Annotated in this window: 26 protein-coding genes and 1 pseudogene; 10 read left to right on the top strand and 17 right to left on the bottom strand. The window is 63.5% G+C overall.

What is annotated here, in order from left to right; translation table 11 throughout:
- Positions 1-157 precede the first annotated feature (157 nt).
- Positions 158-1,357 (top strand): CaiB/BaiF CoA-transferase family protein, encoded by a 1,200-nt coding sequence (locus tag E8F20_RS04495; RefSeq protein ID WP_280282628.1) that lies wholly within the window; start codon positions 158-160, stop codon positions 1,355-1,357.
- Between the two features lie 200 nt (positions 1,358-1,557).
- Here the strand turns inward: E8F20_RS04495 and thrC are convergent, their stop codons facing one another.
- From thrC to xerD, 4 genes are all read right to left on the bottom strand, one after another.
- Positions 1,558-2,967 carry a threonine synthase gene (gene thrC / locus E8F20_RS04490; protein WP_280282627.1) on the bottom strand — a complete coding sequence of 470 codons (1,410 nt, stop codon included), beginning with the start codon at positions 2,965-2,967 and terminating at the stop codon, positions 1,558-1,560.
- A gap of 88 nt (positions 2,968-3,055) precedes the next feature.
- Positions 3,056-4,360: a homoserine dehydrogenase gene (locus tag E8F20_RS04485; RefSeq protein ID WP_028630304.1), complete on the bottom strand. Its 1,305-nt coding sequence runs from the start codon at positions 4,358-4,360 to the stop codon at positions 3,056-3,058.
- A gap of 110 nt (positions 4,361-4,470) precedes the next feature.
- The gene (locus E8F20_RS04480; RefSeq protein WP_280282626.1) at positions 4,471-5,199 is read right to left on the bottom strand and encodes a thioredoxin fold domain-containing protein; all 729 of its coding nucleotides are present in this window, start codon (positions 5,197-5,199) and stop codon (positions 4,471-4,473) included.
- A gap of 188 nt (positions 5,200-5,387) precedes the next feature.
- Complete coding sequence (gene xerD, locus E8F20_RS04475) at positions 5,388-6,284, bottom strand: site-specific tyrosine recombinase XerD (protein ID WP_280282625.1); 897 nt, start codon at positions 6,282-6,284, stop codon at positions 5,388-5,390.
- Between the two features lie 76 nt (positions 6,285-6,360).
- On the opposite strand from xerD, the gene E8F20_RS04470 reads away from it, so the two are divergent.
- Both E8F20_RS04470 and E8F20_RS04465 read left to right on the top strand, forming a co-directional pair.
- Positions 6,361-8,199, top strand: coding sequence for a sodium:proton antiporter (locus E8F20_RS04470; protein ID WP_280282624.1), 1,839 nt, complete (start codon positions 6,361-6,363; stop codon positions 8,197-8,199).
- A gap of 95 nt (positions 8,200-8,294) precedes the next feature.
- Positions 8,295-8,975, top strand: a complete 681-nt coding sequence (locus E8F20_RS04465) for a hypothetical protein (protein WP_280282623.1) — start codon at positions 8,295-8,297, stop codon at positions 8,973-8,975.
- Between the two features lie 45 nt (positions 8,976-9,020).
- Here the strand turns inward: E8F20_RS04465 and E8F20_RS04460 are convergent, their stop codons facing one another.
- The 6 genes from E8F20_RS04460 to ffh form a co-directional block, all read right to left on the bottom strand.
- Positions 9,021-9,449, bottom strand: a complete 429-nt coding sequence (locus E8F20_RS04460) for an acyl-CoA thioesterase (RefSeq protein ID WP_280282622.1) — start codon at positions 9,447-9,449, stop codon at positions 9,021-9,023.
- 192 nt (positions 9,450-9,641) lie between these two features.
- Positions 9,642-9,992 (bottom strand): 50S ribosomal protein L19, encoded by a 351-nt coding sequence (rplS, locus tag E8F20_RS04455; protein WP_028630298.1) that lies wholly within the window; start codon positions 9,990-9,992, stop codon positions 9,642-9,644.
- 44 nt (positions 9,993-10,036) lie between these two features.
- Positions 10,037-10,789 (bottom strand): tRNA (guanosine(37)-N1)-methyltransferase TrmD, encoded by a 753-nt coding sequence (gene trmD / locus E8F20_RS04450; protein WP_280282621.1) that lies wholly within the window; start codon positions 10,787-10,789, stop codon positions 10,037-10,039.
- 10 nt (positions 10,790-10,799) lie between these two features.
- Positions 10,800-11,336, bottom strand: a complete 537-nt coding sequence (gene rimM, locus E8F20_RS04445) for a ribosome maturation factor RimM (RefSeq protein ID WP_280282620.1) — start codon at positions 11,334-11,336, stop codon at positions 10,800-10,802.
- 8 nt (positions 11,337-11,344) lie between these two features.
- Positions 11,345-11,596, bottom strand: coding sequence for a 30S ribosomal protein S16 (gene rpsP, locus E8F20_RS04440; RefSeq protein ID WP_028630295.1), 252 nt, complete (start codon positions 11,594-11,596; stop codon positions 11,345-11,347).
- Between the two features lie 136 nt (positions 11,597-11,732).
- Complete coding sequence (gene ffh / locus E8F20_RS04435) at positions 11,733-13,106, bottom strand: signal recognition particle protein (RefSeq protein WP_028630294.1); 1,374 nt, start codon at positions 13,104-13,106, stop codon at positions 11,733-11,735.
- A gap of 156 nt (positions 13,107-13,262) precedes the next feature.
- Here ffh and E8F20_RS04430 point away from each other — a divergent pair, with 156 nt between their 5' ends.
- Positions 13,263-14,063 carry an inner membrane protein YpjD gene (locus tag E8F20_RS04430; protein ID WP_280282619.1) on the top strand — a complete coding sequence of 267 codons (801 nt, stop codon included), beginning with the start codon at positions 13,263-13,265 and terminating at the stop codon, positions 14,061-14,063.
- 151 nt (positions 14,064-14,214) lie between these two features.
- Positions 14,215-14,895: pseudogene (locus tag E8F20_RS04425) on the top strand (transporter associated domain-containing protein); the annotation flags it as partial.
- Here E8F20_RS04425 and E8F20_RS04420 read toward each other — a convergent pair.
- From E8F20_RS04420 to E8F20_RS04400, 5 genes are read right to left on the bottom strand one after another with little or no spacing between them, the layout of a single operon-like run.
- Positions 14,879-15,673, bottom strand: coding sequence for an SGNH/GDSL hydrolase family protein (locus tag E8F20_RS04420; protein ID WP_280282618.1), 795 nt, complete (start codon positions 15,671-15,673; stop codon positions 14,879-14,881). The pseudogene E8F20_RS04425 and the gene E8F20_RS04420 overlap by 17 nt on opposite strands.
- Complete coding sequence (gene purT, locus E8F20_RS04415) at positions 15,670-16,851, bottom strand: formate-dependent phosphoribosylglycinamide formyltransferase (RefSeq protein ID WP_280282617.1); 1,182 nt, start codon at positions 16,849-16,851, stop codon at positions 15,670-15,672. Before purT ends, E8F20_RS04420 begins: the two co-directional genes overlap by 4 nt.
- A 17-nt stretch (positions 16,852-16,868) precedes the next feature.
- A complete protein-coding gene (locus E8F20_RS04410; RefSeq protein ID WP_162144829.1) occupies positions 16,869-17,078 on the bottom strand; it encodes a DUF1289 domain-containing protein in 210 nt (69 codons plus the stop codon).
- Positions 17,078-17,602, bottom strand: coding sequence for a gamma carbonic anhydrase family protein (locus E8F20_RS04405; protein ID WP_280282616.1), 525 nt, complete (start codon positions 17,600-17,602; stop codon positions 17,078-17,080). Before E8F20_RS04405 ends, E8F20_RS04410 begins: the two co-directional genes overlap by 1 nt.
- A 20-nt stretch (positions 17,603-17,622) precedes the next feature.
- Entirely contained in the window at positions 17,623-18,225 is a 603-nt protein-coding gene (locus E8F20_RS04400; RefSeq protein ID WP_280282615.1) for a CoA pyrophosphatase, read from the bottom strand.
- A gap of 169 nt (positions 18,226-18,394) precedes the next feature.
- On the opposite strand from E8F20_RS04400, the gene E8F20_RS04395 reads away from it, so the two are divergent.
- Together E8F20_RS04395 and E8F20_RS04390 are read left to right on the top strand one after the other, a co-directional pair.
- The gene (locus E8F20_RS04395; RefSeq protein WP_280282614.1) at positions 18,395-18,949 is read left to right on the top strand and encodes an NUDIX hydrolase; all 555 of its coding nucleotides are present in this window, start codon (positions 18,395-18,397) and stop codon (positions 18,947-18,949) included.
- Between the two features lie 42 nt (positions 18,950-18,991).
- On the top strand, positions 18,992-19,495 hold the full coding sequence (locus tag E8F20_RS04390) for a L,D-transpeptidase family protein (protein WP_280282613.1): 504 nt from the start codon (positions 18,992-18,994) through the stop codon (positions 19,493-19,495).
- A gap of 150 nt (positions 19,496-19,645) precedes the next feature.
- On the opposite strand, the gene E8F20_RS04385 is transcribed toward E8F20_RS04390, so the two are convergent.
- A complete protein-coding gene (locus tag E8F20_RS04385) occupies positions 19,646-20,611 on the bottom strand; it encodes a PA2778 family cysteine peptidase (RefSeq protein ID WP_280282612.1) in 966 nt (321 codons plus the stop codon).
- Entirely contained in the window at positions 20,611-21,018 is a 408-nt protein-coding gene (locus E8F20_RS04380) for a PA2779 family protein (RefSeq protein WP_028630284.1), read from the bottom strand. The genes E8F20_RS04385 and E8F20_RS04380 overlap by 1 nt, the downstream gene beginning before the upstream one ends.
- A gap of 166 nt (positions 21,019-21,184) precedes the next feature.
- Here E8F20_RS04380 and E8F20_RS04375 point away from each other — a divergent pair, with 166 nt between their 5' ends.
- The 3 genes from E8F20_RS04375 (at position 21,185) to E8F20_RS04365 (ending at position 25,485) form a co-directional block, all read left to right on the top strand.
- Positions 21,185-21,706 (top strand): sigma-70 family RNA polymerase sigma factor, encoded by a 522-nt coding sequence (locus E8F20_RS04375; RefSeq protein WP_280282611.1) that lies wholly within the window; start codon positions 21,185-21,187, stop codon positions 21,704-21,706.
- Position 21,707: 1 nt separating this feature from the next.
- A complete protein-coding gene (locus E8F20_RS04370; protein ID WP_280282610.1) occupies positions 21,708-22,670 on the top strand; it encodes a FecR family protein in 963 nt (320 codons plus the stop codon).
- 277 nt (positions 22,671-22,947) lie between these two features.
- Complete coding sequence (locus E8F20_RS04365; RefSeq protein WP_280282609.1) at positions 22,948-25,485, top strand: TonB-dependent receptor; 2,538 nt, start codon at positions 22,948-22,950, stop codon at positions 25,483-25,485.
- The last annotated feature ends 310 nt before the right edge of the window (positions 25,486-25,795 follow it).

Raw genomic sequence — 25,795 nt, 5'->3', positions numbered from 1 at the left:
TTGCGAAGCGTGTTGGCATGGCGGTCGGCGCGCGAGAATGTGGGTCCTGCAAGCACTTTAAGTCGGCCCGGAAAGGTGCGCCAGCGGCAAACCGGACTGTTCGCTATCGGCCCCACGGGGTAGAGTCGCCGCCATTGCCTGGCCCATGGATAACCCGATGAACGCCCCCGCCAAACCCCTCGCCGGCCTCAAGGTGATTGAGCTCGGCACCCTGATCGCCGGCCCTTTCGCCTCCCGCCTGTGCGCCGAATTCGGTGCCGAAGTCATCAAGATCGAATCCCCCGACGGCGGTGATCCGTTGCGCAAGTGGCGCAAACTCTACGAGGGCACCTCGCTCTGGTGGTTCGTGCAGGCACGCAACAAGAAGTCGCTGACGCTGAACCTCAAGCACCCCGACGGCCAGGAAATCCTCAAGCGGCTGCTGGCCGACGCGGACATCCTGATCGAGAACTTCCGCCCCGGTGTGCTGGAGAAGCTGGGGCTGGGCTGGGACGTCATCCACGCCCTGAACCCGAAGCTGGTGATGGTGCGACTGTCCGGGTTCGGCCAGAGTGGCCCCTACAAAGACCAGCCAGGATTCGGTGCAGTCGGTGAGTCCATGGGCGGGCTGCGCTACATCACCGGCTTCGAGGATCGTCCGCCCGTGCGCACCGGGATTTCCATCGGCGACTCCATCGCCGCGCTCTGGGGCGTTATCGGCGCGCTCATGGCGCTGCGCCACCGCGAGGTGAACGGCGGACAGGGGCAAGTGGTGGATGTGGCACTCTACGAGGCGGTGTTCGCGATGATGGAAAGCATGGTGCCGGAGTTCGATGTCTTCGGTTTCATCCGCGAACGCACCGGCAACATCATGCCGGGTATCACTCCCTCCTCCATCCACACCGCCGCCGACGGCCGTCATGTGCAGATCGGCGCCAACGGCGATGCCATCTTCAAGCGTTTCATGCTCGCCATCGGCCGCGAGGACCTCGCCAACGATCCACAGCTGGCCAGCAACGACGGCCGTGACGCCCGTCGCGATGAACTCTATGGGGTAATCGACCGCTGGGTGGGTGGGCTGTCGCTGGGGGAGGTACTGGCGGTGCTCAATCGCGCCGAAGTGCCGGCCAGCCGTATCTTCTCCGCCGAGGACATGTTCGCCGACCCGCAATTCCTCGCCCGCGAAATGTTCCTCTCGGCGAAGCTGCCTGATGGCAAGCCGTTCAAGATGCCGGGGATCGTACCCAAGCTCTCCGATACCCCCGGCTCGACCGAATGGATCGGCCCGGAGCTGGGGGAACACAACAGCGAAGTGCTGGCGGGGCTGGGCTACAGCGCCGAGCAGGTGGCGGCGTTGAAAGGAGATGGGGCGATTTGATGAACGCCGCGCTGCCTTTCCTTGTGGGGGCGAATTCATTCGCTGAGCAGGCCGAAGGCCTGCCATTCGGATCGTCAGGGGTCAGCTGCGCTGCCCTTAGCGAATGAATTCGCCCCCACAGTTTTCCCTCCCATTCCGTGCGGCAATGAAAAAGGCCGGCCCCTTTCGGGAGCCGGCCTTTTCGTTTCAGGCGCTCTGGCTTACAGCGGCTTGCCGCGGTTGCCATGCTGGCTGACGAAGGCCTGGATCTGCTTCAGGTCGTTCGGCAGCACGGTGCAACGTTCCTCGCGCTGGAACAGATCGGCGAGGTGCGACGGCAGTGCCGGGGCCAGGCCAACGCCGGCCTTCTCCACCGCTTCCGGGAATTTGACCGGATGGGCAGTGCCCAGGGTGACCATCGGGATCGCTAGGCTGCGGCGGCATTCGCGGGCGGCGCGAACGCCAATCGCGGTGTGCGGGTCCAACAGCTCGCCGCACTCCTTGTACACCTCGGCGATGGTTTCGCAGGTGGCTGCGTCATCCACGGCCAGCGAATCGAACAGCTTGCGCGCTTCGGTCCAGCGGTCTTCCTCGACGCTGAAGCCGCCACCCTGCTTGAAGGTATCCATCAGGTTGGCGATAGCAGCACCGTTACGACCGTGCAGGTCGAACAGCAGGCGCTCGAAGTTGGACGACACCATGATGTCCATGGACGGCGACAGGGTCGGGTGCAGGGTGTCCTTGACGTACTGATTGCCGCTCATGAAGCGGTGCAGGATGTCGTTGCGGTTGGTGGCGACGATCAGCTGGCTGATCGGCAGGCCCATGTTGCGCGCCAGGTAGCCGGCGAAGATGTCGCCGAAGTTGCCGGTGGGCACGGAGAACGCCACGGAACGCGCCGGGCCGCCCAGCTGCAGGGCCGCGTGGAAGTAGTAGACGATCTGGGCCATGATCCGCGCCCAGTTGATCGAGTTGACCGCTACCAGGCGGGTGCCCTTGAGGAAGCCCTGGTCGGCGAAGCTCGCCTTGACCATCTCCTGGCAGTCGTCGAAGTTGCCCTCGACCGCGATGTTATGGATGTTGTCGCCGAGGATGGTGGTCATCTGGCGGCGCTGCACCTCGGACACACGGTTGTGCGGGTGCATGATGAAGATATCGACGTGCTCGCAGGCCTTGCAGCCTTCGATGGCGGCCGAGCCGGTGTCACCGGAGGTGGCGCCCATGATCACCACGCGCTCGCCGCGCTTGCTCAGCACGTGGTCGAGCAGGCGACCCAGCAGTTGCAGGGCGAAGTCCTTGAACGCCAGGGTCGGGCCGTGGAACAGCTCCAGCACCCACTCGTTGCCGTTCAACTGGCGCAGCGGCGCCACGGCGTTGTGGGCGAAGACGCCGTAGGTTTCCTCGAGGATCTTTTTGAAGTCGGCATCGGCAATGCTGCCGGCCACGAAGGGGCGCATCACACGGAAAGCCAGTTCGTGATACGGCAGGCCGGCCCAGGAGGCGATTTCTTCCTGGGTGAAGCGCGGCAGGTTTTCCGGGACGTAGAGGCCGCCGTCACTGGCCAGGCCAGCCAGCAGCACGTCTTCGAAGTTCAGGGCCGGAGCCTGGCCGCGGGTACTGATATAGCGCATGTCTTAAAACCTTGGTTTCGAGCGGCCGGGGTCGGTGCGTCGCTCCGGGGGATCGCCCCTCGCGACGGCACCGGGGCCCGGCGGCTGCTTAGTTCAGTTGCTCGACGCGGATGCGCACTACGCTGCCTACCACGTCTTCCAGAGCTTCCAGCGCGGCGATGGCGTCGTTGACGCGCGCCTCGACGACCCGGTGGGTAACCAGGATCATCGGCACCAGGCCGTCCTGCTCTTCGACTTCTTTCTGCATGATGGATTCGATGTTGATGCCACGCTCCGACAGGATGGACGCGACTTGTGCCAGCACACCCGGGTGGTCCTTGGCCTGGATGCGCAGGTAGTAGGCGCTCTCACAGGCTTCGATCGGCAGGATCGGGTGGTCGGACAGCGAGTCCGGCTGGAACGCCAGGTGCGGCACATGGTTCTCCGGGTCGGTGGTCAGCGCGCGAACCACGTCCACGACGTCGGCGACCACGGCAGACGCGGTGGCCTCCATGCCGGCGCCAGCGCCGTAGTACAGGGTGCTGCCAGCAGCGTCACCGTTGACCATCACGGCGTTCATCACGCCGTTGACATTGGCGATCAGGCGGTCGGCCGGGATCAGGGTCGGATGCACGCGCAGCTCGAAACCGCTGTCGGTGCGACGCGCCACGCCCAGGTGCTTGATGCGATAGCCCAGGGCTTCGGCGTAGTTCACGTCGGCACTGGTCAGCTTGGAGATACCCTCGGTGTAGGCCTTGTCGAACTGCAGCGGGATACCGAAGGCAATGGAGGCAAGGATGGTCAGCTTGTGGGCGGCATCGATGCCTTCGACGTCGAAGGTTGGATCGGCTTCGGCGTAGCCCAGCGCCTGGGCTTCTTTGAGCACGTCTTCGAAGGCACGGCCCTTCTCACGCATTTCGGTGAGGATGAAGTTGCCGGTGCCGTTGATGATGCCGGCCAGCCAGTTGATGCGGTTGGCGGAGAGGCCTTCGCGGATCGCCTTGATCACCGGGATGCCGCCGGCCACGGCGGCTTCGAAGGCAACCATGACGCCCTTCTCGCGGGCCTTGGCGAAGATTTCGTTGCCGTGCACGGCGATCAGCGCCTTGTTGGCGGTAACGACGTGCTTGCCGTTCTCGATGGCCTTCATGACCAGCTCGCGAGCCTGGGTGTAGCCACCGATCAGCTCGATGACGATGTCGATTTCCGGGTTGTTGACCACGTCGAAGATGTCGGCGGTGATGGGGGTAGCGCCGGTATCACACTTCGGGTTGGGACGACGAGCGGCAATCTGGGCAACTTCGATTCCACGCCCGGCACGGCGGGCAATCTCCTCGGCGTTGCGTTTGAGTACGTTGAAGGTGCCGCCACCGACGGTCCCAAGGCCACAGATGCCTACTTTTACCGGCTTCACGCTGAACTCCCCATCATCACTGCGAAAGCGGCCGGAAGAGTCCCGGCCGAGGAAAAGAGCCGCACTTTACGAAGCGGCTGAATATTGGTCAATCGAGGCAGGTGCCCGGATTACTTGGCCTCAAGGGCCAGCTTCGCCAGTTGCGGAGCCGGCTGATAGCCCGGAATCATCTGGCCATTGCCCAGCACGATAGCCGGGGTGCCGTTGACGCCGATCAGTTGGCCCAGTTCAAACTGCTTGGCCACCGGGTTATCACAGGTCGCGGCAGGAAGCTCCTCACTGGACTTGGCCTTGTTCATCGCAGCCTGGCGGTCCTTGCTGCACCAGACGCTGACCAGGCTGTTGTAGCCGTGGCTGCCGATACCCTGGCGCGGGAAGGCGACGTAACGCACTTCGATACCGCGGCGGTTCAGCTCCGGCACTTCGCTGTGCAGCTTCTGGCAGTAGCCGCAATCGGTGTCGGTGAACACGGTGATATGGGCCTTGGCGGGCTCCTTGGGCGAGAACACCACCATCTCGCCGGCAGGGATGGCGTTGATTTCCTTGGCGATGGAGCGGCTCTCGGCCTGCTCGGTAAGGTTCACCGGCTTGCCGTTCTGCACGTGGTACAGGTAGCCCTGCATCAGGTACTGACCGTCGGCGCTGGTGTAGAGCATGCGGCCGCCCTTGAGCTGGACCTGGTAGATGCCGGTCATCGGGCTTTCACCGATGGATTCGATGGGCAAGCCGAGCTCCAGGGCGTCGAGGGTCTTGCGGATGGCCTGGTCCGGGTCGTCGGCGAGGCTGATGGTGCTGGCAAGGCCGAGGGCCAGGCCGGCGATAAGACGGGTCACGCGCATGGATACTCCTGTCGAGCAGCGGACGTACGGAAATCGTTCAAGCCTAACACAGAAGCCCCGGCGCACAGATGTCGGACGCCCGGCGGCCGTTGTCGGAGATCGGCCGGGGAATTCGTCGGACGGAAGCGACGCATGCATGAGAACCGGGACCTGTGCATGACATCCATGTCGTGGTGCCTCTGCCTGGTTCAACCCCGTGGGTGGTGGCGTGCATGCAGCTCCTGCAGACGGGCCTGGGCGATGTGGGTGTAAATCTGCGTGGTGGACAAGTCGCTGTGGCCAAGCAGCATCTGCACCACGCGCAGATCGGCGCCGTGATTGAGCAGGTGGGTGGCAAAGGCGTGGCGCAGTGTGTGCGGTGACAGTGACTTGCTGATGCCGGCGACCTGGGCCTGGTGCTTGATGCGGTGCCAGAAGGTCTGGCGGGTCATTTGCTCGCCACGCAGGCTGGGGAACAGCACGTCGCTGGGCTTGCCGTCGAGGAGGAAGGGCCGCGCCTCACGCTGGTAACGCTCAAGCCAGGCAATGGCCTCCTCGCCCAGGGGAACCAGGCGCTCCTTGCTGCCCTTGCCGAACACCTTCAGTACGCCCTGGCGCAGGTTGACCTGTTCCAGGGTCAGGCTCACCAGTTCGGTGACACGCAGGCCACAGGCGTAGAGGACTTCGAGCATGGCGCGGTCGCGCAGGCCGATCGGATCTTCCAGCTCCGGCGCTTCCAGCAGCGCCTCCACATCGGCCTCGGACAGCGACTTGGGCAAGGGACGCCCCAGTTGCGGCAGGTCGATCTGCAAGGTCGGGTCTTCGAGGATCAGGTTCTCCCGCAGGAGGAAGCGGTAGAAACCGCGCAGGCCAGAGAGGAAGCGCGCGGTGGAGCGCGCCTTGTAGCCTTGTTCCAGGCGCCAGGCGAGGTGGTCGAGGATCAGGTCGCGTCCGGCCTTGTCCAGCGCCAGGCCGCGTTCATCGAGCCAGCCGTTGAAATGTGCGAGATCGCTGCGATAAGCCGAACGCGTATGCTCGGACAGGCCTTTTTCCAGCCAGAGGGCGTCGAGGAAGCGGTCAATCAGAAGGTGATCCAGGGCGGGCATGGCAGACTGCTTGGCGTGTGAGACGCGCTAGTCTTCCACGGGCGTAAACCGATTTCATCCCCGACAAGGAGTCTTGATGAGCGAACACCATATTCTGCTAGGTCTGGGTGGCATCGGCGCAGCCGCGCTGTTCTGCCAGTGGCTGGCATGGCGCCTGCGGCTACCGGCCATCCTCTTCCTGCTGCTGGCGGGCATTCTCGCGGGGCCGGCTACCGGCCTGCTGGACCCGCAGGCACTGTTCGGCCCGCTGCTATTCCCACTGATTTCCCTGTCGGTAGCGCTGATCCTCTTCGAAGGCAGCCTTACCCTGCACTTCTCCGAATGGCGGGAAATCGGCACCGTTGTCCGGCGCATGGTCACGGTCGGCGCATTGAGCACCTGGGCGGTGATCGCCGTTGCCACTCACTGGCTGCTGGGCTTCTCCTGGGAGCTGTCACTGCTGTTCGGCACCCTGACACTGGTCACCGGGCCCACCGTCATCGTCCCGATGCTGCGCGTGGTGCGGCCACGGTCCTCGATCGCCAACATCCTGCGCTGGGAAGGCATTGTCATCGATCCCATCGGTGCCTTGCTGGCGGTCGTAGTATTCAGCTTCATTGTCAGTCGCGACGACGGCGGCTGGAGCGCCAGCCTTTGGACTTTTACCGCGGTGATCGCTAGCGGCACCGGGCTGGGTGCGGCTGGCGGCTGGCTGTTCGGCCTGGTACTGCGACGTCACTGGCTGCCGGAATACTTGCAGAACCTCGCGGCACTGGCTGCAGTGCTGGGGGTATTCATCGGCGCCAACCTGCTGGTGCATGAGTCCGGCCTGCTGGCGGTAACCGTCATGGGCATGGGCCTGGCCAACATGCGTGGCGTGGACGTGCGACAAATCCTGCACTTCAAGGAAAACCTCAGCGTCTTGCTGATTTCCGGGCTGTTCATCCTGCTTGCCGCACGTCTGGATTTTGCTGCCCTGGTGGCCATGGGCCCGGCTACCCTGCTGTTGCTGGCGGTGATCCAGTTCGTGGCACGCCCGTTAAATGTCGCCATCAGTACGCTGGGTTCCGGCCTGAACTGGCGGGAGCGCGCGCTGCTGGCCTGGATCGCGCCGCGCGGCATAGTCGCGGCGGCGGTGTCCGCGATCTTCTCCCTGCGCCTGATGGAAGCGGGCCACGAACAGGCGCAACTGCTGGTGCCCCTGACCTTCCTGGTGATCATCGGCACCGTGGTGCTGCAAAGCGCAACCTCCCGACCGCTGGCACGACTGCTGAACGTCGCCGAACCGGCGCCATCGGGTTTTCTAATCATCGGCGCCAACCCGGTAGCCCGTGAGGTGGGCAGGGCCCTGCAGAATCTGGACATCCGCGTGCTGCTCACCGACTCCAGTTGGGAGAACATCCGCGCCGCGCGCATGGACAACCTGCCGACCTACTTTGGCAATCCGACATCGCAACACGCCGAGGCACACCTGGACCTGGTAGGTCTCGGCCACCTGCTGGCACTCTCCCCGTCCAGCGAACTGAATGCCCTGGCCTGCATGCACTTCCGCCACGATTTCAGTGCCCAGCGCCGATTCACGCTGCCCAGCGGCAACGAAAGCCGGCGCAGCGACAAGCACCGCACCAGCGAAACGGTACGCGGCCGCCCCCTGGGCAACCAGCCACTGACCTATCCGCAGTTCGCCAGCTACCTGTCCAAGGGCGCTGACGTGCGCACCACCACCTTGACCGCGACCTTCGGCTGGAGCGAGTACCAGGCCCTGCACGGCGATCGCGCCACCCTGCTGCTGGCCCTGGATCCGCGGGGCTGGACGCATCTGGCAGGGCAGCCGCTGGACTTCACACCGGAGAAGGACTGGACGCTGGTGTCCCTGATCGAAACTGAAGCGCAACCCGGTGTTACCGCCGATCGCACACTGGTGCAAACACACTGACAAGCGGCATGGCCAGCCTATCCTAAGTCTGGTGACAGGATCGGGCTGGCCGTGGATGATTTCATCTTGCTATCACCCATTGCCGGTACCGGAACATGGCCAACCAAATGAATTCCCGCCTGGGACAGATCCTCATCAACAAGGGTCTGATCACCTCCCAGGAGCTGGATGCCGCGATCAAGATGCAACTCACCAGCAAGTTGCGGCTGGGTGAAGTACTGATAGCGCAAGGCCTGCTATCCCAGAAGCAACTGACCAAGGCCCTGAAGAAGCAGAGCAATCTGCGTCTGGCGGCTACCCTCGTGGCAGCGTTGATGAGCCCCTTCCAGATGGCCAGCGCGGACATCCAGCGCCTACAGCCGCCCGCCAGTATCAGCCGCCAGGAAACCCCGCAGGGCTTGCGACCGCTGACAGACCTGGAAATGAGCAACGTCAGCGCCCAGGGCCTGGACGATGTGTTGCAGGGCCTGTTTCTTCAGGCAGAAAGCGGCGACGGGTTGGGGGCGGTAAAGCACTTGGCAAAGCTGGTGATGCCGGTGCTGGATAGCCTGGATGCGGAAACCTCGATGAAAGACGTGGTTTACGACACCAGCAAGATGACCTCAATGGTCAACCCGGACGGCTCCGTGAATGTGCGACTACCCAGCTCCATCGGCGAACTGCGCTTGGACAACATTCGCGTCGAAGGCGCGCCACAGGACCAGAGTTTCGGCAGCCTGACACTGAACAACATCGACCTGTCCCAGGCATCGCTGAAGATCAGTATGCGCAACTGAACCCGGCGGGATACTAAAAAGGCACCCTGTGGGTGCCTTTTGCATTCATGCGGCGCTGGCGGCCTGGGGATGGTCTGGCAGAACCTGCACCGGGCGCTTCTCCGCGTCGATGGCGACGAAGCTGAACAGTCCGGTAATGGCCTTTTCGCGGGAGGCGCTGTACATGTCCTCGACGAACACCTCGACCTCCACCTTGAGGCTGGTGTTGCCCACCTTCACCACACGCCCCACCAACTCGACGATGGAGCCTGCCGGGATCGGATGCTTGAAGTCGATTCGGTCACTGGAAACAGTCACCAGCGGCAAACGGCAGAAGCGCGTGGCGGTAATGAAGGACACTTCGTCCATCCAGGCCAGGGCAGTACCGCCGAACAGGGTGTTGTGATGGTTGGTGCTGGACGGGAATACCGCCTTGGTCACCCGGCTCTCGGACAGCTCGGTCCTGCAGGCGATTTCTTGCTCTCTCGGGGTCATGCCACTACTACCTGAATCGAACCCATGTGGCTGCCACGCATGCGGCGACTCTTGTCGTTCTTCTGTGCCCTGCCGGATGGGCCGTTGCTCCCGGCTGGCGGCACCAGCGGGAAGCGGATTATCCCCTTCCCACGGCCAACAAAAAACCCGCCGAGGCGAACCTGGGCGGGTCTTTCGGGAAAGCCGCGGCGATTAGGCCAGCTTTTCCTTGATACGAGCTGCCTTGCCGGACAGGTCGCGGAGGTAGTACAGCTTGGCTTTGCGCACGTCACCGCGACGCTTGACGCTCAGGCTGTCAACCAGCGGGGAGTAGGTCTGGAAAGTACGCTCAACGCCTACGCCGTTGGAGATCTTGCGCACGGTGAAAGCGCTGTTCAGGCCGCGGTTACGCTTGGCGATGACCACACCTTCGAAGGCCTGCAGACGCGAACGGTCGCCTTCCTTCACTTTAACTTGAACGATTACGGTGTCGCCCGGGGCGAAAGCCGGAATCTCTTTATTCATTTGTTCAGCTTCGAGTTGCTGAATGATCTTGTTGGTCATCGCTATGCTCCTAAGGCAGGCCTTCTGGGCGTGCCATCGATACGTTAACTATCGTCCCGCTGGCGGATGTATTCCTCCAGCAGCTTTTTCTCTTCTCCAGAAAGCGAGCGGCAATCCAGAAGATCAGCCCGACGTTCCCAGGTGCGCCCAAGCGCCTGCTGCAAACGCCATCGCCGGATGTGTTCGTGGTTGCCGCTGAGCAGCACCTCAGGAACACGCTTGCCTGCATACAACTCCGGTCGGGTGTAATGCGGGCAATCGAGCAGGCCATCCGTAAAGGAATCCTCCTCGGCGGAGTCCGCGTGGCCCAGCGCTCCGGGCAGCAACCGCGTCACCGCATCGATCAGCACCATGGCCGGCAGCTCACCGCCGGACAGGACGTAGTCCCCGATCGACCATTCCTCATCGACGTGCTCTTCAATGAAGCGTTCGTCAATGCCTTCGTAGCGCCCGGCAATGAGGATCAAAGCCTCCTCATTCACCAGCTCGCGCACGGCTGCCTGCTTCAGCTGGCGCCCTTGCGGCGAGAGGTAGATAACCTTCGCTCGATCCCCTGTCGCTGCCTTGGCTGCTGCCAGAGCCCGCTCCAGAGGTTGAATCTTCATCACCATGCCCGGGCCGCCGCCGAAGGGCCGATCATCCACCGTCTGGTGGCGGTCCTCCGTGAAGCTCCGTGGATTCCAGCAGTTGAGCTTGAGCAGCCCCTGCTTCACCGCGCGGCTGGTAATGCCGTACTCGCTGATGGCGGCGAACATTTCGGGGAAGATGCTGATAACTTCGACCTGCATGCTTTTCATGTCAGGCCCCTCAGAAATCAACGTCCCACTCCACCCGGATCTCGCCAGCGTCCAGATCGATCGACAGCACGCACTGCTCCGTATAGGGCAGCAGGCGCTCACGATCATCGAGGCTGCCAGCGCAGGGCTTGACCACCATCACATCGTTGGCACCGGTCTCCAGCAGGTGATCGATTCGACCGAGCAAGTGCCCGTCCTGATTGATCACATTGAGACCTTCCAACTGATGCCAGTAGAACTCGTCTTCGTCGAGCTCCGGCAGTTCGCTGCAAGGGACACAGATTTCGAATCCTGCGTAGGTACGAGCGATTTCGCGATCGTCCAACCCTTTCAGCCTTACCACCAGGACCTTGCCGTGTACGCGTCCGCTGACGACTTCGACCTGCTTTACCTCGTTGTCACGCTTGAGCGTCCAACGGCGGTAATCGAGCACGTTATCCAGCGGATCGGTGAAGGAGTAGACCTTCACCTCGCCACGTACGCCATGCACCGAGAAAATCTTGCCGAGAACGATCAGTTCATCGGCGGGAGCCGGCGTCGTGCTCATAAAGATGCTTAGGCAGCAGCCTTGGCAGCTTCCTTCAGCAGCTGAGCAACACGCTCAGACGGCTGGGCGCCCTGGCTCAGCCAGTAGCTGACGCGCTCCTGGTTTACGGAGAGCTTCACTTCTGCACCGGTGGCGACCGGATTGAAGAAGCCGATACGCTCTACGAAGCGACCATCGCGCGCATTGCGGCTGTTGGTCACGGTCAGGTGGTAGAAGGGGCGCTTCTTGGAGCCGCCACGGGCAAGACGGATGGTTACCATTGAACTTCGTTCCTATAGTCGGTGCTTTTCAAGCAATGCACACACATGGGCCATGGGCCCGAAAGGCCGCATATTCTAAGGATTATCCGGCCGATTGCAAATCTCTTTTTGCTGGCCGCTGGTCGGCGGCCGGGGCTCACATCTTCGGCATGCCGCCGGGGAACATGCTGCCCATACCGCGCATCATCTTGGCCATGCCGCCCTTGGCGGTGACCTTCTTCATCATTTTCTGCATCTGCTTGTGCTGCTTGATGAGACGCCCGACGTCCTGCACCTGGGTGCCGGAGCCCAGCGCGATGCGGCGTTTGCGCGAACCGCTGATCACTTCCGGGTCGCGACGCTCGGCAGGTGTCATGGAGTTGATGATCGCCTCCATCTGCTTGAACTGCTTCTCGGCGGCGTTCTGCGCGTTGCCCATCTGAGACAGGTTGACGCCGCCGAGCATCGGCAGCTTGTCCATCAGGCCGCCGAGGCCGCCCATGTTCTTCATCTGCTGCAGCTGATCGCGGAAGTCCTCGAGGTCGAAACCCTTGCCCTTCTTGATCTTCTTCGCGAGCTTCTCGGCCTTCTCGCGATCCATGGTCTGCTCGGCCTGCTCGATCAGGCTGAGCACATCGCCCATGCCGAGGATGCGAGAGGCCACGCGGTCCGGGTGGAAGGGGTCGAGCGCTTCGGTCTTCTCGCCCATGCCGAGGAACTTGATCGGCTTGCCGGTAATGGCGCGTACGGAGAGCGCGGCACCACCACGGGCGTCACCATCGACCTTGGTCAGCACCACGCCGGTCAGCGGCAGGGCATCGTTGAAGGCCTTGGCGGTGTTGGCGGCGTCCTGACCGGTCATGGCATCGACCACGAACAGGGTTTCTACCGGTTTGATCGCGGCGTGGACCTGTTTGATCTCGTCCATCATCTCGGTGTCGACGTGCAGACGGCCTGCGGTGTCGACGATGACGACGTCAATGAACTTCAGCTTGGCTTCGCGGATCGCCGCCTCAGCGATATCCACCGGCTTCTGGCTGGTATCGGAAGGGAAGAAGGTGACGCCAATGTCATTGGCCAGGGTTTCCAACTGTTTAATAGCCGCCGGACGGTAGACGTCCGCAGAAACCACCAGCACCGACTTCTTCTTGCGCTCTTTAAGGAAGCGCGACAGCTTGCCCACGGTGGTGGTCTTGCCCGCACCCTGCAGACCGGCCATCAGGATCACCGCCGGTGGAGCGGCATTCAGCGCCAGGTCCTCGTTGGCAGCGCCCATCAGCTCGACCAGTTCGGCCTGGACAATCTTCACGAAGGCCTGGCCAGGGGTCAGGCTCTTGGAAACCTCGGTACCGACCGCACGGTCCTTGATCTTGGCAACGAAGTCCTTCACCACCGGAAGGGCGACGTCGGCCTCGAGCAGAGCCATGCGCACCTCGCGCAGGGTGTCCTTGATGTTGTCCTCGGTCAGTTTCGCCTTGCCGGTGACATGGCGCAGCGTCTGTGAGAGGCGGTCGGTAAGGTTTTCAAACATGCGCGTTCCTTTCGGGCTCTCGTGAGCCCCGGCTGAGCTTGCGGCAGGCGGCGGAGTATAACGAAGACTCGGCATTGCCGACACCGCCAGCGGTCTTTCACCGGCAAGCCTTGTATGCCACACTCACTGCCTTTCGGGCTTGCCTTACAAGGACTTATGCACCCTCTGCTGCCCAGCCTCCTGGCTGCATTCCTCTATGCGGGCACTACTGGTTACCAGGGCCTTCGCCTTAGCCAGCGCACCACGCCGGACAAGCGCCTGCTTATCATCGGTGGCGGCGTGGCCCTGTTCGCCCATTGCACCGCGCTTTTCCTCCAGTTGCTGACGCCGGTCGGGCTCTATCTAGATTTTTTCAACGCAGCCAGCCTGATCGCCGCAGCGGTGATCCTGCTGACCATTGTGGCCATCGCGCGGATTCCCATCGAAAACCTGCTGCTCCTGCTGCTACCGCTCGGCGCCCTGACGGTGCTGGCAGCGGCGCTGGTGCCAGGCGGCACGTCCCAGGCCATCAATGAAGAACCCGGCATTCTCGCCCATATCCTGCTGTCGATCCTGGCCTATGGCCTGCTGACCATGGCAGTGTTCCAGGCGCTGCTGCTGCTGTTACAGGACCACCAACTCAAGCACAAGCACCCGTCCGGGCTGATCAAGAATTTCCCGGCCCTGCAAACGATGGAAAGCCTGTTGTTCGGATTCCTCTGGGCCGGCTGGTGCCTGCTGTCGCTGTCGCTGATCTCCGGCTGGGTGTTCGTCGAGAACCTGTTCGCCCAGCACCTGGCACACAAGACCATCCTTTCCTGCATCGCCTGGGTCGTGTTTGGCGTCCTGCTGTGGGGCCGCCACCAGCTCGGCTGGCGCGGGCACAAGGCCATCCGCTGGACCCTGGCAGGTTTCTGCCTGCTGATGCTGGCGTACTTCGGCAGCAAGCTGGTCCGCGAATTCATCCTCCACGTCTGACCATCCCATGCACGGACTGCTCGCCGGCCTTCTCCTCGGAATCACCCTCTCCCTGGTAGCCGGCGCGCTGGTCGCCTGGCTGGCGACGCGACGCCGTCATGGCGTCGAGATCCAGCCACAATCCCGCCTGCCGGTGGCGGTGGCCGATGCGCTGCAACGGGTTACCGTCAGCTCCATCATGATTCCCCGCAGTGAAATCCAGGGCATCGACCTGGACGCAACGCCGGACGAACTCCTGGTGCAGTTGCAGAACGCCACCCACACCCGCCTGCCGCTCTATCGCGAAGACATCAATCAAATCGAAGGCATTCTCCACCTGCGCCAACTGCCACGCCTGTTGACCGAAGGCCCAACCAGTGCCGAGCAACTGATGGCCGTGAGCCGAGAAACCTATTTCGTACCCGAAAGCACGCCGCTGCTGACCCAACTGGTGAACTTCCAGAAGCAGAAGCGCCGTCTTGGCATCGTGGTCGACGAGTACGGTGACGTGGTAGGGCTGGTCAGCCTGGAGGACATTTTTCAGGAGCTGGTCGGCGAGTTTGGCAGCCTGGAAGACTTCGCCCCCAACCCCGGCATCCAGCCCCGCGACGATGGCCGTTACGAGCTGGACGGCGCGCTGCACCTGCGCGAACTGAACCGGGTGCTCGGCTGGCACCTACCGTGCGACGGCCCCAAGACCCTCAACGGCCTGATCACCGAAGCACTCGAGCAGATTCCCGACTGTAGCGTGTGCCTGAAAGTCGGCCCCTACCGCCTGGAAATCCTCCAATCCAGCGAAAACCGGGTACAGCGCGTACTCGCCTGGCGCGCCGGGCTTATGCCAAAGGCCTAGCAGCTACCTGCGCCAGCCTCCGTGGCGGACCGGGGATTTCCCCGCCCTCCCCGACCCTGCCGACCATCCAGTCCGCCAGAGACTCACCCCAGACGCGATAGCCCAGCGACGACGGATGGTAGCCATCCAGCGCCAGGTAATCCGGGCGCATCTCCAGGCGCGTAGCACAGCACGCCAGCCCTTCGCGCATCGCGAGCGCTCGCAACTGCCAGTCCAGCAGGCGCGCCCGCCATCCCAGCAAATGACGCAGCAGCCAGGGCAAGGCACTGAAATACTGCAAGGGCGGCACGCCGGCAAACGCAACCTGCGCACCTCGCTCGACGAAATGGCGAGCCAGCGCCTGCTGGGATGCCAGCCAGCTGCGGCTGGAACTGAAATGCGTGGTGTCGTTGACGCCGAAGACCAGCAGCACCAGATCGACCGGTTCCTCCGCCACCTGCGGCAACAGTCGCTTCCGGGCTTCGCCCGCGGTGATGCCATTCTCGCCACAGGCCCGCCAGGCCACGGGGCGGCCCAGACGCGACGCCAGCGCAGCGGCCAGTTGCCCGGGCAGGGCGAAGTCCAGGCAGGAGGCACCGACACCGGCGACAGTAGACTCACCAATCAAAAGCAGACGCAGGGGCGCGCCCTCGAGCCCGCCCCCGGCAAGACCGCTCTCAGGCCCGGCGGCAGGCGCCAGGCGCAGGGCGGTACGGCGGGTATGCACAGCCATGGGCAGCGCCAGGGGCAGCAGCGGCAGCGCCGCTACCCACCAGCACAGCCCGGCCAGGCGAATCACAGCTGGACGTCTACCGCTTGGGCCGAACGGGTCGCCTTGGCCCGCGCCAGGTCAGTGGATTCGTCCCGCGCCAGGGCCACACCCATGCGGCGCTGGCCGCCTACTTCCGGCTTGCCGAACAGGCGAAGGGCGGTATCCGGTTCGCTGAGGGCGGCACCCAGGTTGCCGAAGCTGACTTGGCTGGACGTGCCTTCGACCAGGATCACCGCCGAAGCGGACGGCCCCACCTGGCGGATTGCCGGGATCGGCAGACCGAGGATGGCGCGCGCATGCAGGGCGAATTCGGACAGGTCCTGGGAGATCAGGGTCACCAGACCGGTGTCATGCGGACGCGGAGAAACCTCGCTGAACCACACCTGATCGCCCTTGATGAACAATTCGACACCAAAGAGACCGCGCCCCCCCAGGGCCTCGGTCACTGCCTGGGCAATGCGCTCCGATTCGGCCAGGGCCTTCGGGCTCATGGCCTGGGGTTGCCAGGACTCGTGGTAGTCCCCCTTCACCTGGCGGTGGCCGATGGGCGCACAGAAGCTGGTACCGCCGACGTGGCGCACGGTGAGCAAGGTGATTTCGTAGTCGAAATCGATGAAGCCCTCGACTATCACCCGCCCCTTGCCGGCGCGACCACCTTCCTGGGCATAGTCCCAGGCCGTCTGGAGGTCAGCGTCGGACTTCAGCACCGACTGGCCCTTGCCGGAGGAACTCATGATCGGTTTGACCACGCAGGGGTAGCCAACGCTGGCCACAGCGGCACGGTAGTCTTCGAAGCTGTCGGCGAAATGATAGGGCGAAGTGGGGACGCCCAGCTCCTCAGCCGCGAGACGACGGATGCCTTCCCGGTTCATGGTCAGTTGGGCGGCGCGAGCGGTAGGCACCACGGTGAAGCCTTCAGCTTCCAGCTCGACCAGGGTCGCAGTGGCGATGGCTTCGATCTCCGGCACGATGTAGTGCGGTTTTTCCTGCTCGATCACCGCACGCAGGGCGGCACCATCCAGCATGCTGATCACATGGCTGCGATGGGCCACTTGCATGGCGGGGGCATCCGCATAGCGGTCAACGGCAATCACTTCGCAGCCGAGGCGCTGGAGTTCGATCACCACCTCCTTGCCGAGCTCGCCGGAGCCGCACAGCAGTACACGGGTCGCGCTGGGCGACAAGGGGGTTCCAATACGGGGCATGTCGTTTCCTCGGGGAGTCAAGAGGCCTGGGTCGGGGACGTCATGAACAGGCCACTGGCCTTGGCACGCTCGAAACAGCGCACCAGGACCTCGCGGCGTTCGGCATTGTCCATGCGGCCCCAGCGGGTGATTTCATCGGCGGTGCGCTGGCAGCCGCTGCAGATGTCATGGTCATCCAGCACACAGACCTGCACACAGGGCGAGCGGACGGGGCGTTCGGCGTCCATCAATCGTCCTGCTCCGACAGGTCGCGCGCATAGCGCTGGGCGTTGTGTACATAGTGAGCGGCACTGGCCTCGAGCATCTTCTTCTGTTGCTCGGTCAGCTCTCGCACCACCTTGCCGGGGGAGCCCATGACCAGTGAGCCGTCGGGGATTTCCTTGCCTTCGGGAATCAGCGCATTGGCGCCGATGATGCAGTACTTGCCGATCTTCGCGCCGTTGAGGACCACGGCGTTGATGCCAATCAGGCTGAAGTCTCCCACCGAGCAGCCGTGCAGCATGGCGTTGTGACCGATGGTGACGGAGCGGCCAATGTTCAGCGGGTAGCCCATGTCGGTGTGCATCACAGTGCCATCCTGGACGTTGCTGTTCTCACCGATGTGGATCAGTTCGTTGTCGCCGCGCAGCACGGCACCGAACCAGACGCTGGCACCGGCATCAAGGCGGACCTTGCCGACCAGGGTGGCATTGGGGGCGGCCCAACTGTCGGGGTGGGCTTCGACCTGGGCGGTTCCAAGGCGGTATTTCATCAGGCGCTCCTCGGAAGGGCTTATTTGAGTTTTATGAAGCTTTCGGGCGCACGGGTCATGTCGATCCGGGCGTCGTACACCAGGTTGACCAGTTCGACGACCATGATCGCGGTCAGGCCCCAGATCTTGTATTCGCCATACTGGTAGCTGGGCACGTACCAACTGCTGCCGAGGTAGTCGATGCGGTGGGTCACCTGCCGGGGGTCGTCACGGAAGAATTCCAGCGGCACGCTGAAGACCGAGTCGATCTCACCGTCGTTGGCCTTGTACTGGACGAAGTCCGGAACCAGCCCCACAAAAGGCGTGACCTTGATGCCATGACGAGAGACCAGGGTGCTGAGCGGGCCGATGACCTCCACCAACCCCGGAGGCAGACCGACTTCTTCTTCCGCTTCACGCAGGGCGGTGCGGATCAGGTCGGGGTCTTCGGGATCGCGACGGCCACCAGGAAAGGCGACTTCACCGCCGTGAGTGGACAGCCCACTGGCGCGCAGGGTCAGGACGAGTTCGGGCTCGTCGCTGCGCGTGATGGGCACCAGCACAGCCGCTTCGGGGAAGTCGTGATCGGTCTCCAAGGTTCTCGGGGAGTAGCTCTGCACACGACGGAGCAGGTCATCCAGCATGGACTTTCTCATTGTTCTCGACTGCCGGGCATCATGGCACGAACCTTGGGGACGCCCAAGCCCCGCGCCGACCGGCCGCACCATTCACCACCTTTGGTTTGCCCTGTACACCGCTTGCCGTGCGACACCATGCCGCGCCAAGATGAGCGCCTGAACCAGAGGAACCCCGATGAAATTCTGCAGCCAGTGCGGCGGCCTGGTCGCCCAGCGCATTCCCGAAGGCGATAACCGCCTGCGCTATGTATGCGAGCGCTGCCACACCATCCATTACCAGAATCCGCGCATCGTCGCCGGCTGCCTGCCAGTGTGGGAGCAGCAGGTGCTGCTCTGCCGTCGCGCCATCGACCCGCGCAAGGGGTACTGGACGCTACCCGCCGGTTTCATGGAGAACGGCGAGACCATGGAACAGGCCGCCACCCGCGAAACCCTCGAAGAAGCCTGCGCGCGGGTGCGCAACCTCAGCCTCTATACCCTGTTCGATCTGCCGCACATCAGCCAGGTGTACACCTTCTTCCGCGCCGAACTGGTAGACCTGGACTTCGCAGCCGGTGACGAAAGCCTGGAAGTACGCCTTTTCCACGAACGGGATATTCCCTGGTCGGAGCTGGCTTTTCCCACGGTAGGCCGTACCTTAGAATGTTATTTCGCTGACCGTACCGGGCAGGTCTTCCCGGTGCGCAACGAGCCCTTGGCACCGTTGCTGGCCTACTACAAAAAAGCCTGACCGCTAATCTGCTTACTTGAACACTGTGGGGATGTTGTGCCGATGCGCTGGTTGCTAGTCGTATTAATCATGAGCCTTTCGGCTCTCGCCCAGGCGAGCACCACGCCGACGCTGGGTGGCAAAGCCATCGACAAGGTCATGGTGGTGAAATCGGAGCGCAAGCTGCTGCTGATGAATCGCGGTGACATTCTCAAGACCTACCGCATCTCGCTTGGCAAGCAACCGCTCGGTGCCAAGCTGCGCGAAGGCGACCAGCGCACCCCGGAAGGCTTCTACTGGATTGACTGGCGCAAGACCAGCGACAAGTTCAACCTCTCCATGCACATCTCCTACCCCAACGCCCGCGATGCCGCCAAGGCCCGGGAAAAGGGCGTATCACCGGGCGGCATGATCATGATCCACGGCACCCCGCTGGATGAGGAATACCCGGAGTGGTACTTCCATACGCTGGACTGGACCGAAGGCTGCATCGCCATGAGGAACTCGGACATGCGCGAAATCTGGAGCCTGGTGAAAGACGGCACCCTGATCGAGATCCGCCCCTGAGTGCATCAGCCACGAAAAGGCGCCATTTGGCGCCTTTTTTGTGGACTCTGAATCAGGCCGAAGTACGCGAAGCCCGGCAAGTGACCGGTTCGGAGGATGGCTTGCACCGGTGTTCTGCAAGGGCCACCGATGCACGATGAGTGAGCGAACTCATTCGCGAATCGCGGCCCCTTCCCCACACACCGGCAACGCCTCGCAATGCCCCTTGATCGCGGCCCCTGCGGCCAGGGACGCCGCCAACCGCGAATCATGGGGTGCCAGTTGGCGAGCGCAGGCCCGCGCTTGACTGGCCTGGGCCGTACAGCCTTTCTCGTTGAGCACCTCGGAGAGGTTGAACCAGCCCAGCGCGTAGTCCGGCTTGCGCCTCAGGCTTTCACGCAAGGCACGCTCGGCACCGTCGCGATCGCCATCGGCATAGCGTGCGTTGGCCAGGGCGAAGAGCGGTAACGGCTCCTTCGGCCAGTGTTCGGCAGCGGTGCGGTAGGCACGCTCAGCCACCGGGCGCTGGGCGGTTTCCTCCAGGTCACTGGCGGCCTTGAGCCAGGGTTCCAGCTGCGCCTCTGCCGGTAGCTGGTCCGCAGGGACCGTCACCACGGCCCAACGCTCGGCGCGCTGCCAGGTGCGGTCGAAGCTGCGCAGGTCGGTGACCCAGCGTTTCTCGGTGCCGGAACGCAGCACCAGTTCATCCTTGCTGCGATCGAAACCCACCACCACCGCAAAGTGCCAACGCGGCAGCCAGTCCAGGCCGAGGTTCTGCATTACCAGCACCGGATTACCGGCCGCCACCTGTGCCAACAGCGCATCCAGGCTTGGCTGCAGCGGGTAGACCAGCATGCCGTGCTGACGCGCGGCGGCCACCAGTTCCAGCTTCAGGCTGCCCTGCCTGGCGGGCAGATAGACCTTCGGCGCCAGCGCCTCAGGCGAGGTCTGCACTCCGCGCTGCACCAGCAACGTAGCCAGGGCCGCCGGACCGCACTGGTAGATCTCCTGCGGGTAGAACGGCGTCTGGGTCAGCTCCACCCGTTGCGGCAGTCGATCGCTGTGCGGTGACAGCATGGGTTGCTGCCCGGCACAGCCCGCAAGTGCCAGCGTCAGCAAGGCAAGCCAGAACCGCATCAGTTGATGCACTTGATGAAGCTGAAGATGTCCGTGGCGCAGAGCATGTCGGTGATGATGAAGATCACCAGGAACAGCACGATGATGCCCACCCAGCCACCGGCCGGTTCCTGCTCCAGGCGCTGGTTGAACTGCTGCAGTTCGGCCGGTGTCAGGCTGGCGATTCGCGCTTCCACCTGTTCACGCGGTACGCCAAGGGATTCGAGCTTCTGCTGCACCTGCTTGTCGTCGAGCATGGCGCGCAGTTGTGCCTGGTCCACCGGTTGCTGCTGCGGCAACTGCTGCTCCTGCAGGGCCTGGGGGGTGCCGATCATAGCGGCCTGGGCCAGGGGCATCTGGGCGAGGAAGAGGAACTGGCTGGCAATCAGGCAGGAAGCGAGACGACGGTTGCAAGGACGCGAGAGCATGGTGGTTTCTCCAGATATTGTGGCCAGTTGACCACGGAACGTGTTTTCCGGTTCCAGCTTTCCTAAAACAAACGCGGAAAATTCACACTGATATTCAGATTATTGCTGAACTCCGGCCGGTAGCTATAGAATGCGAAACATTCCCATTTGCTTCCGAGTCTTGCTCTTGAATCACGGTGCCGACGCCCTTCCGCCTCCGCCGGCCGAATCCCTGCACAAGCTCTACAGTGACCACCATGGTTGGCTGACGGGCTGGCTGCGCCGTCGCCTGGGCTGCCCACAGAATGCCGCCGATCTCGCCCATGACACCTTCCTGCGCGTGCTGCTGGCACGGGAAAAACCCGTGATCCTGGAGCCCCGCGCCTTCCTCACCACAGTGGCCAGGCGCGTACTGGCCAACCACTACCGCCGCCAGGACATCGAGCGCGCCTACCTCGAAGCCCTCGCCGCGCAACCGGAAGCCCTGGCCCCGAGCGAAGAGGAACGCGCCATCATCCTGGAAACCCTGGTGGAGCTGGACCGCCTGCTGGACGGCCTGCCAGCCGTGGCGAAGAAGGTATTCCTGCTGGCCCAGGTGGACGGCATGACCTACGCCGAAATCGCCGAACAGCTCGACATTTCCCTCTCCACCGTCAAGCGCCACATGGTCAAGGCAGCCCAGCGCTGCTACTTCGCGGAGAGCTTCTGAGATGAACCTCTCTGTCGTGGACCGCAGCCGAATCGCCCCGGCCGTTGCCGAGCAGGCGGTCGAATGGCTGGTGGAATTGCAGAGTGGCGAAGTCAGCGAACAGCGTCGCCGGGCCTGGCAGGACTGGCGCAGCGCCGACGCCGAACATGAACGCGCCTGGCAGCGTATCGAGGCGATCAACCTTGGCCTGCGAGGTCTGGACACGCCGCTGACCCTGGCAGCCTTGGGCGCCCCCGCCCGCCGCAGCCGCCGCGAGGCCCTGAAACTCCTGGTGCTCTGCGTCCTGGTGGGCGGTGGTGCGATCAACCTGCGCGACAGCGCACCCCTGCTGGCCCTGCGCAGTGACGAGGCCACCGGTATCGGCGAACGCCGAGCGCTCAATTTGGCCGATGGCTCGCGCCTGGAACTGAACACCGCCAGCGCTGTGGATATCCGCTTCGATGCCAGACAACGACTGATCGAGATGCGCCAGGGGGAAATCCTCGTCGATGCCGTCAGCGACTCACGTCCGCTGCGCATCCACACGCCTCAGGGGCTGATCGAAAGCCGTGGTGGCCGCCTCAACGTGCGCATCCTCGAACGCAGCAGTCGGGTCAGCCTGTTCGATGGCAACGCCGATCTGCTGGCCGACGGTCAGAGCCAGTCGCTGCTGCCCGGCCAGCAGGCCAACCTCTCGCCGACGCGCATCGGTCCACCGAGAAGCGCCAGCGAAGACAACATGGCCTGGACCCAGGGCATGCTGGTTGCCAGCCATATGCGCCTGGACGACTTCCTTGCCGAACTGGGCCGCTACCGTCGCGGCCACCTCGGCTGCGACCCACAGGTGGCCGGGCTGCTGATCTCCGGCAGTTACCCGCTGGACAACACCGAACGCATTCTCGCCATGCTGCCCAAGGCGCTGCCGGTGGAGGTGCACAGCCTGACGCGTTACTGGGTCAAGGTACATCCGCGCGCCACGAGCTGATGACGAAGTACCGAAGCTATGGGTATCGCTGCGCTCCACGCCATCCTACAAAGCCGCGCGTTCATGCATTCGTAGTTCGTAGGGTGGACCACGCTTCATCGGTCCACCGTTCGAGGCTCGATCGGGCTCCGTTGGTGGATGTGAAAAGCGACATCCACCCTACGCAAGGGCCGACACGGCGAAACCATTTATTTTTTTTGCGAAAGCTGAGCCTTTTTTTCGATCTCGCGTGACAAGGCAGGCAGAGACCCTTCCTTTTTACCGACGAGACGCCGCCATGCAGTCCCCGCAACGCCTTCGCACCCTCCCCCGCACGCCCCTTGCCCGCGCCCTGATGCTGGGCCTGGGCCTGGCTGCAGTCCTGCCCGCGCCGACCATTGCCGCCAGCCAGGAAATCAGCGCCGAAAGCCAGCTCCAGGCCTTCGACATTCCCGCAGGCCCGCTGGAGTTGGCGCTCAATCAGTTCGGTCGCGAAGCCGGCGTGCTGCTGTCCTTCAGCCCCGAGCTGACCGCGGGCCGCCAGACCCAGGGACTGCACGGTCAGTACGGCGTCGACGAGGGCCTGCGCCAACTGCTGGCCGGTAGCGGCCTGCAGGCCGTGGCCCAGGATGGCGGCTACAGCCTGCAGTCCAGCGGCGCGGCCATCGAAGTGGATCGCCAGGTCGTGATCGGCTCCCGCGCGCCGACCAGCATCAGCGAGCTGCCAGGCACCGTCTGGATCATCGACGCCCCTCAGCTGCAGGAGCAGACCAAAGGTGGTGTGCCCTTCAAGGAAGCCCTGGGCCAGTTGATTCCCGGCCTCGACATCGGCCCACAGGGCCGCACCAACTACGGCCAGAACATGCGCGGCCGTAGCGCCCTGGTGATGATCGACGGCGTCTCCTTGAACAGCTCCCGTGGCATCAGCCGCCAGTTCGACTCCATCGACCCGTTCAACGTCGAACGCATCGAAGTGCTCTCCGGCGCCAGCGCGGTCTACGGCGGTGGCGCCACCGGCGGCATCATCAACATCGTCACCAAAAAGGGCGAGTCAGGCCCGGCGCGCTTCAACAGTGAAGTGGGCCTGCGCAGCGGCTTCGAGACCAGCCAGGACCACGATTGGCGCGTCGCCCAATCCGTCAGCGGTGGCAGTGAGCAGATCAAGGGCCGCGCCTCGGTCGCCTACCAGAAGAATGGCGCCGCCTACGACGGCAGCGGCGACCAGGTGATGCTCGACATCACCCAGACCGACCTGCAGTACAACCAGTCGGTGGATGTCATGGGCAGCCTCGACTTCGCCTTCGCCAACGGCCACAGCCTGAGCCTGGGCGCCCAGTGGTACGACTCCGGTTACGACGGTGACAAGGGCGTCGACCTCGGCCGCAACTTCCGTGGCCTGCGCGGCCTGGAGCCCTTCGAGATCGAAGGTGGCGCCAGCTTCGACCGCGAGCCGCGCACCGAGCGCCAGCAGGTCAACGCCACCTACCACGCCCCCGAAACGCTCGGCCACGACCTCTATCTGCAGGCCTACTACCGTAGCGAGGAAATGGCCTTCCAGCCCTACCCGAGCATCGCCTTCACCGGCACCGGCGCGATCAACCCTGCCCGCTCCTATTACTCCGCCTCCCAGCAGGACACCGACTACTACGGCCTGAAAGCCGTGCTGGTGAAAGAGTGGGATCGCTTCACCCTGACCTATGGCGCGGACATAGAGCGCGAGAGCTTCGACGCAGACCAGGCCCTGTTCGACCTCGACACCGCTGCCCAGACCGGAGGCCTGGTGGCCGACGAATACGCCAAGGTCGGCCGCTACCCCGGCATCGACACCGACAGCAACTCGCTGTTCGCCCAGGGCAATTGGCGCGCCACCGACGCCCTCACCCTGTCGGGTGGCGTGCGTCGCCAGCGCACCAACAACGATGTCGGCGACTTCGTCGCGGCGGCCCAGCAGATCCAGATCAGCAAGGGCAACGGCACCAGCGCCGACGCCATTCCCGGTGGCGAGAAGGACTACCAGGTCGACCTCTACAACTTCGGTGCCGTCTACAAGCTGAATAAGGCCCAGCAGGTCTGGGCCAACTACTCCGAAGGCTTCGAACTGCCCGACCCGGCCAAGTACTACGGCCAGGGCACCTACTCCGCCGCGCCGGTCAACGGCCATTGGGTCCTGCAGAAAGGCGTGAACGTCGAGGACTCGGCCCTCGATGGCATCAAGACCAAGCAGGTGGAACTTGGCTGGCGCCACTACGACGGCAGCCTGGATGCCCAGTTGGCGGCCTTCTATGCCTGGTCCGACAAGAGCATCACCTACAACCGCACCACCTTGCTGGTGGAGCAGTTGGACAACAAAAAGCGCAACTACGGCCTGGAAGGTCAGGCCAACTACTGGCTGACCGAGAACTGGCAGGTGGGCACCAGTGCGCTGGCGATCCGCTCCCAGCAGAAGATCGACGACCGCTGGCAGAAACAGGACGTGACCGCCGCCAGCCCCTCCAAACTGACCGCCTTCGTCGGCTGGCGTGACGACGACACCAGCCTGCGCCTGCAGGGTGTGCGTACCTTCAACCTCTCCGACGACGGCAACGTCCTCGCCAGCGGCCAGTTCGATGGCAACGACCACAAGATCGACGGCTATACGACCTTCGACCTCCTAGGCAGCCAGGTCCTGCCGGTGGGCACCCTCAACTTCGGCATCCAGAACCTGCTGGACAAGGACTACACCACCGTCTGGGGTCAGCGCGCCCAAGTGTTCTACAGCGCCAACATCCCCGCCGACCTGTTCGACTACCACGGCCGTGGCCGTACCTACAGCCTGAGCTACAGCGTGGAGTTCTAAACCCTCTCCCCCACCCCCTCTTCCTGACGGGAGAGGGGTGACGCCCGGTTCACCTTCTACACAGGAACGGTAGCCCGGATGCAATCCGGGAATGACCACACCCTCGCTCCCGGATTTCATCCGGGTTACGGACTTTCGGAACAGCCCGGTAGAAGGGGCGAATTCATTGGCTATGTCTGCGTTAAGTGTTGCTAGTACGTCCTGAGCCAGGCTGCTTGCCGAGTTCTGCGGATGCTTCTGGTTTCGTCCCCCCGGACGAGTCCCTTTCTCAAGCGCCGAAAGGAACCAAAAGGCTTGCCCCTGCATCCGG

It is taken from the genome of Pseudomonas sp. BN415, assembly GCF_029871195.1.
GTDB classification, from domain to species: domain Bacteria; phylum Pseudomonadota; class Gammaproteobacteria; order Pseudomonadales; family Pseudomonadaceae; genus Metapseudomonas; species Metapseudomonas resinovorans.
This window is presented reverse-complemented; position numbering and strand designations above follow the sequence as displayed.

Coding starts and splice junctions, on each gene's coding strand:
- E8F20_RS04410 (WP_162144829.1), bottom strand. CDS start 17,078: ATGGACGCCGAACGCCCCGTCCGCTCGCCCTGTGTGCAGGTCTGTGTG.
- rimM (WP_280282620.1), bottom strand. CDS start 11,336: ATGAGCACGACGCCGGCTCCCGCCGATGAACTGATCGTTCTCGGCAAG.
- E8F20_RS04365 (WP_280282609.1), top strand. CDS start 22,948: ATGCAGTCCCCGCAACGCCTTCGCACCCTCCCCCGCACGCCCCTTGCC.
- E8F20_RS04395 (WP_280282614.1), top strand. CDS start 18,395: ATGAAATTCTGCAGCCAGTGCGGCGGCCTGGTCGCCCAGCGCATTCCC.
- E8F20_RS04465 (WP_280282623.1), top strand. CDS start 8,295: ATGGCCAACCAAATGAATTCCCGCCTGGGACAGATCCTCATCAACAAG.
- rpsP (WP_028630295.1), bottom strand. CDS start 11,596: ATGGTAACCATCCGTCTTGCCCGTGGCGGCTCCAAGAAGCGCCCCTTC.
- ffh (WP_028630294.1), bottom strand. CDS start 13,106: ATGTTTGAAAACCTTACCGACCGCCTCTCACAGACGCTGCGCCATGTC.
- E8F20_RS04405 (WP_280282616.1), bottom strand. CDS start 17,602: ATGAAATACCGCCTTGGAACCGCCCAGGTCGAAGCCCACCCCGACAGT.
- E8F20_RS04495 (WP_280282628.1), top strand. CDS start 158: ATGAACGCCCCCGCCAAACCCCTCGCCGGCCTCAAGGTGATTGAGCTC.
- E8F20_RS04390 (WP_280282613.1), top strand. CDS start 18,992: ATGCGCTGGTTGCTAGTCGTATTAATCATGAGCCTTTCGGCTCTCGCC.
- E8F20_RS04460 (WP_280282622.1), bottom strand. CDS start 9,449: ATGACCCCGAGAGAGCAAGAAATCGCCTGCAGGACCGAGCTGTCCGAG.
- trmD (WP_280282621.1), bottom strand. CDS start 10,789: ATGAAAAGCATGCAGGTCGAAGTTATCAGCATCTTCCCCGAAATGTTC.
- E8F20_RS04480 (WP_280282626.1), bottom strand. CDS start 5,199: ATGCGCGTGACCCGTCTTATCGCCGGCCTGGCCCTCGGCCTTGCCAGC.
- E8F20_RS04430 (WP_280282619.1), top strand. CDS start 13,263: ATGCACCCTCTGCTGCCCAGCCTCCTGGCTGCATTCCTCTATGCGGGC.
- thrC (WP_280282627.1), bottom strand. CDS start 2,967: ATGCGCTATATCAGTACCCGCGGCCAGGCTCCGGCCCTGAACTTCGAA.
- rplS (WP_028630298.1), bottom strand. CDS start 9,992: ATGACCAACAAGATCATTCAGCAACTCGAAGCTGAACAAATGAATAAA.
- purT (WP_280282617.1), bottom strand. CDS start 16,851: ATGCCCCGTATTGGAACCCCCTTGTCGCCCAGCGCGACCCGTGTACTG.
- E8F20_RS04370 (WP_280282610.1), top strand. CDS start 21,708: ATGAACCTCTCTGTCGTGGACCGCAGCCGAATCGCCCCGGCCGTTGCC.
- xerD (WP_280282625.1), bottom strand. CDS start 6,284: ATGCCCGCCCTGGATCACCTTCTGATTGACCGCTTCCTCGACGCCCTC.
- E8F20_RS04385 (WP_280282612.1), bottom strand. CDS start 20,611: ATGCGGTTCTGGCTTGCCTTGCTGACGCTGGCACTTGCGGGCTGTGCC.
- E8F20_RS04380 (WP_028630284.1), bottom strand. CDS start 21,018: ATGCTCTCGCGTCCTTGCAACCGTCGTCTCGCTTCCTGCCTGATTGCC.
- E8F20_RS04470 (WP_280282624.1), top strand. CDS start 6,361: ATGAGCGAACACCATATTCTGCTAGGTCTGGGTGGCATCGGCGCAGCC.
- E8F20_RS04400 (WP_280282615.1), bottom strand. CDS start 18,225: ATGCTGGATGACCTGCTCCGTCGTGTGCAGAGCTACTCCCCGAGAACC.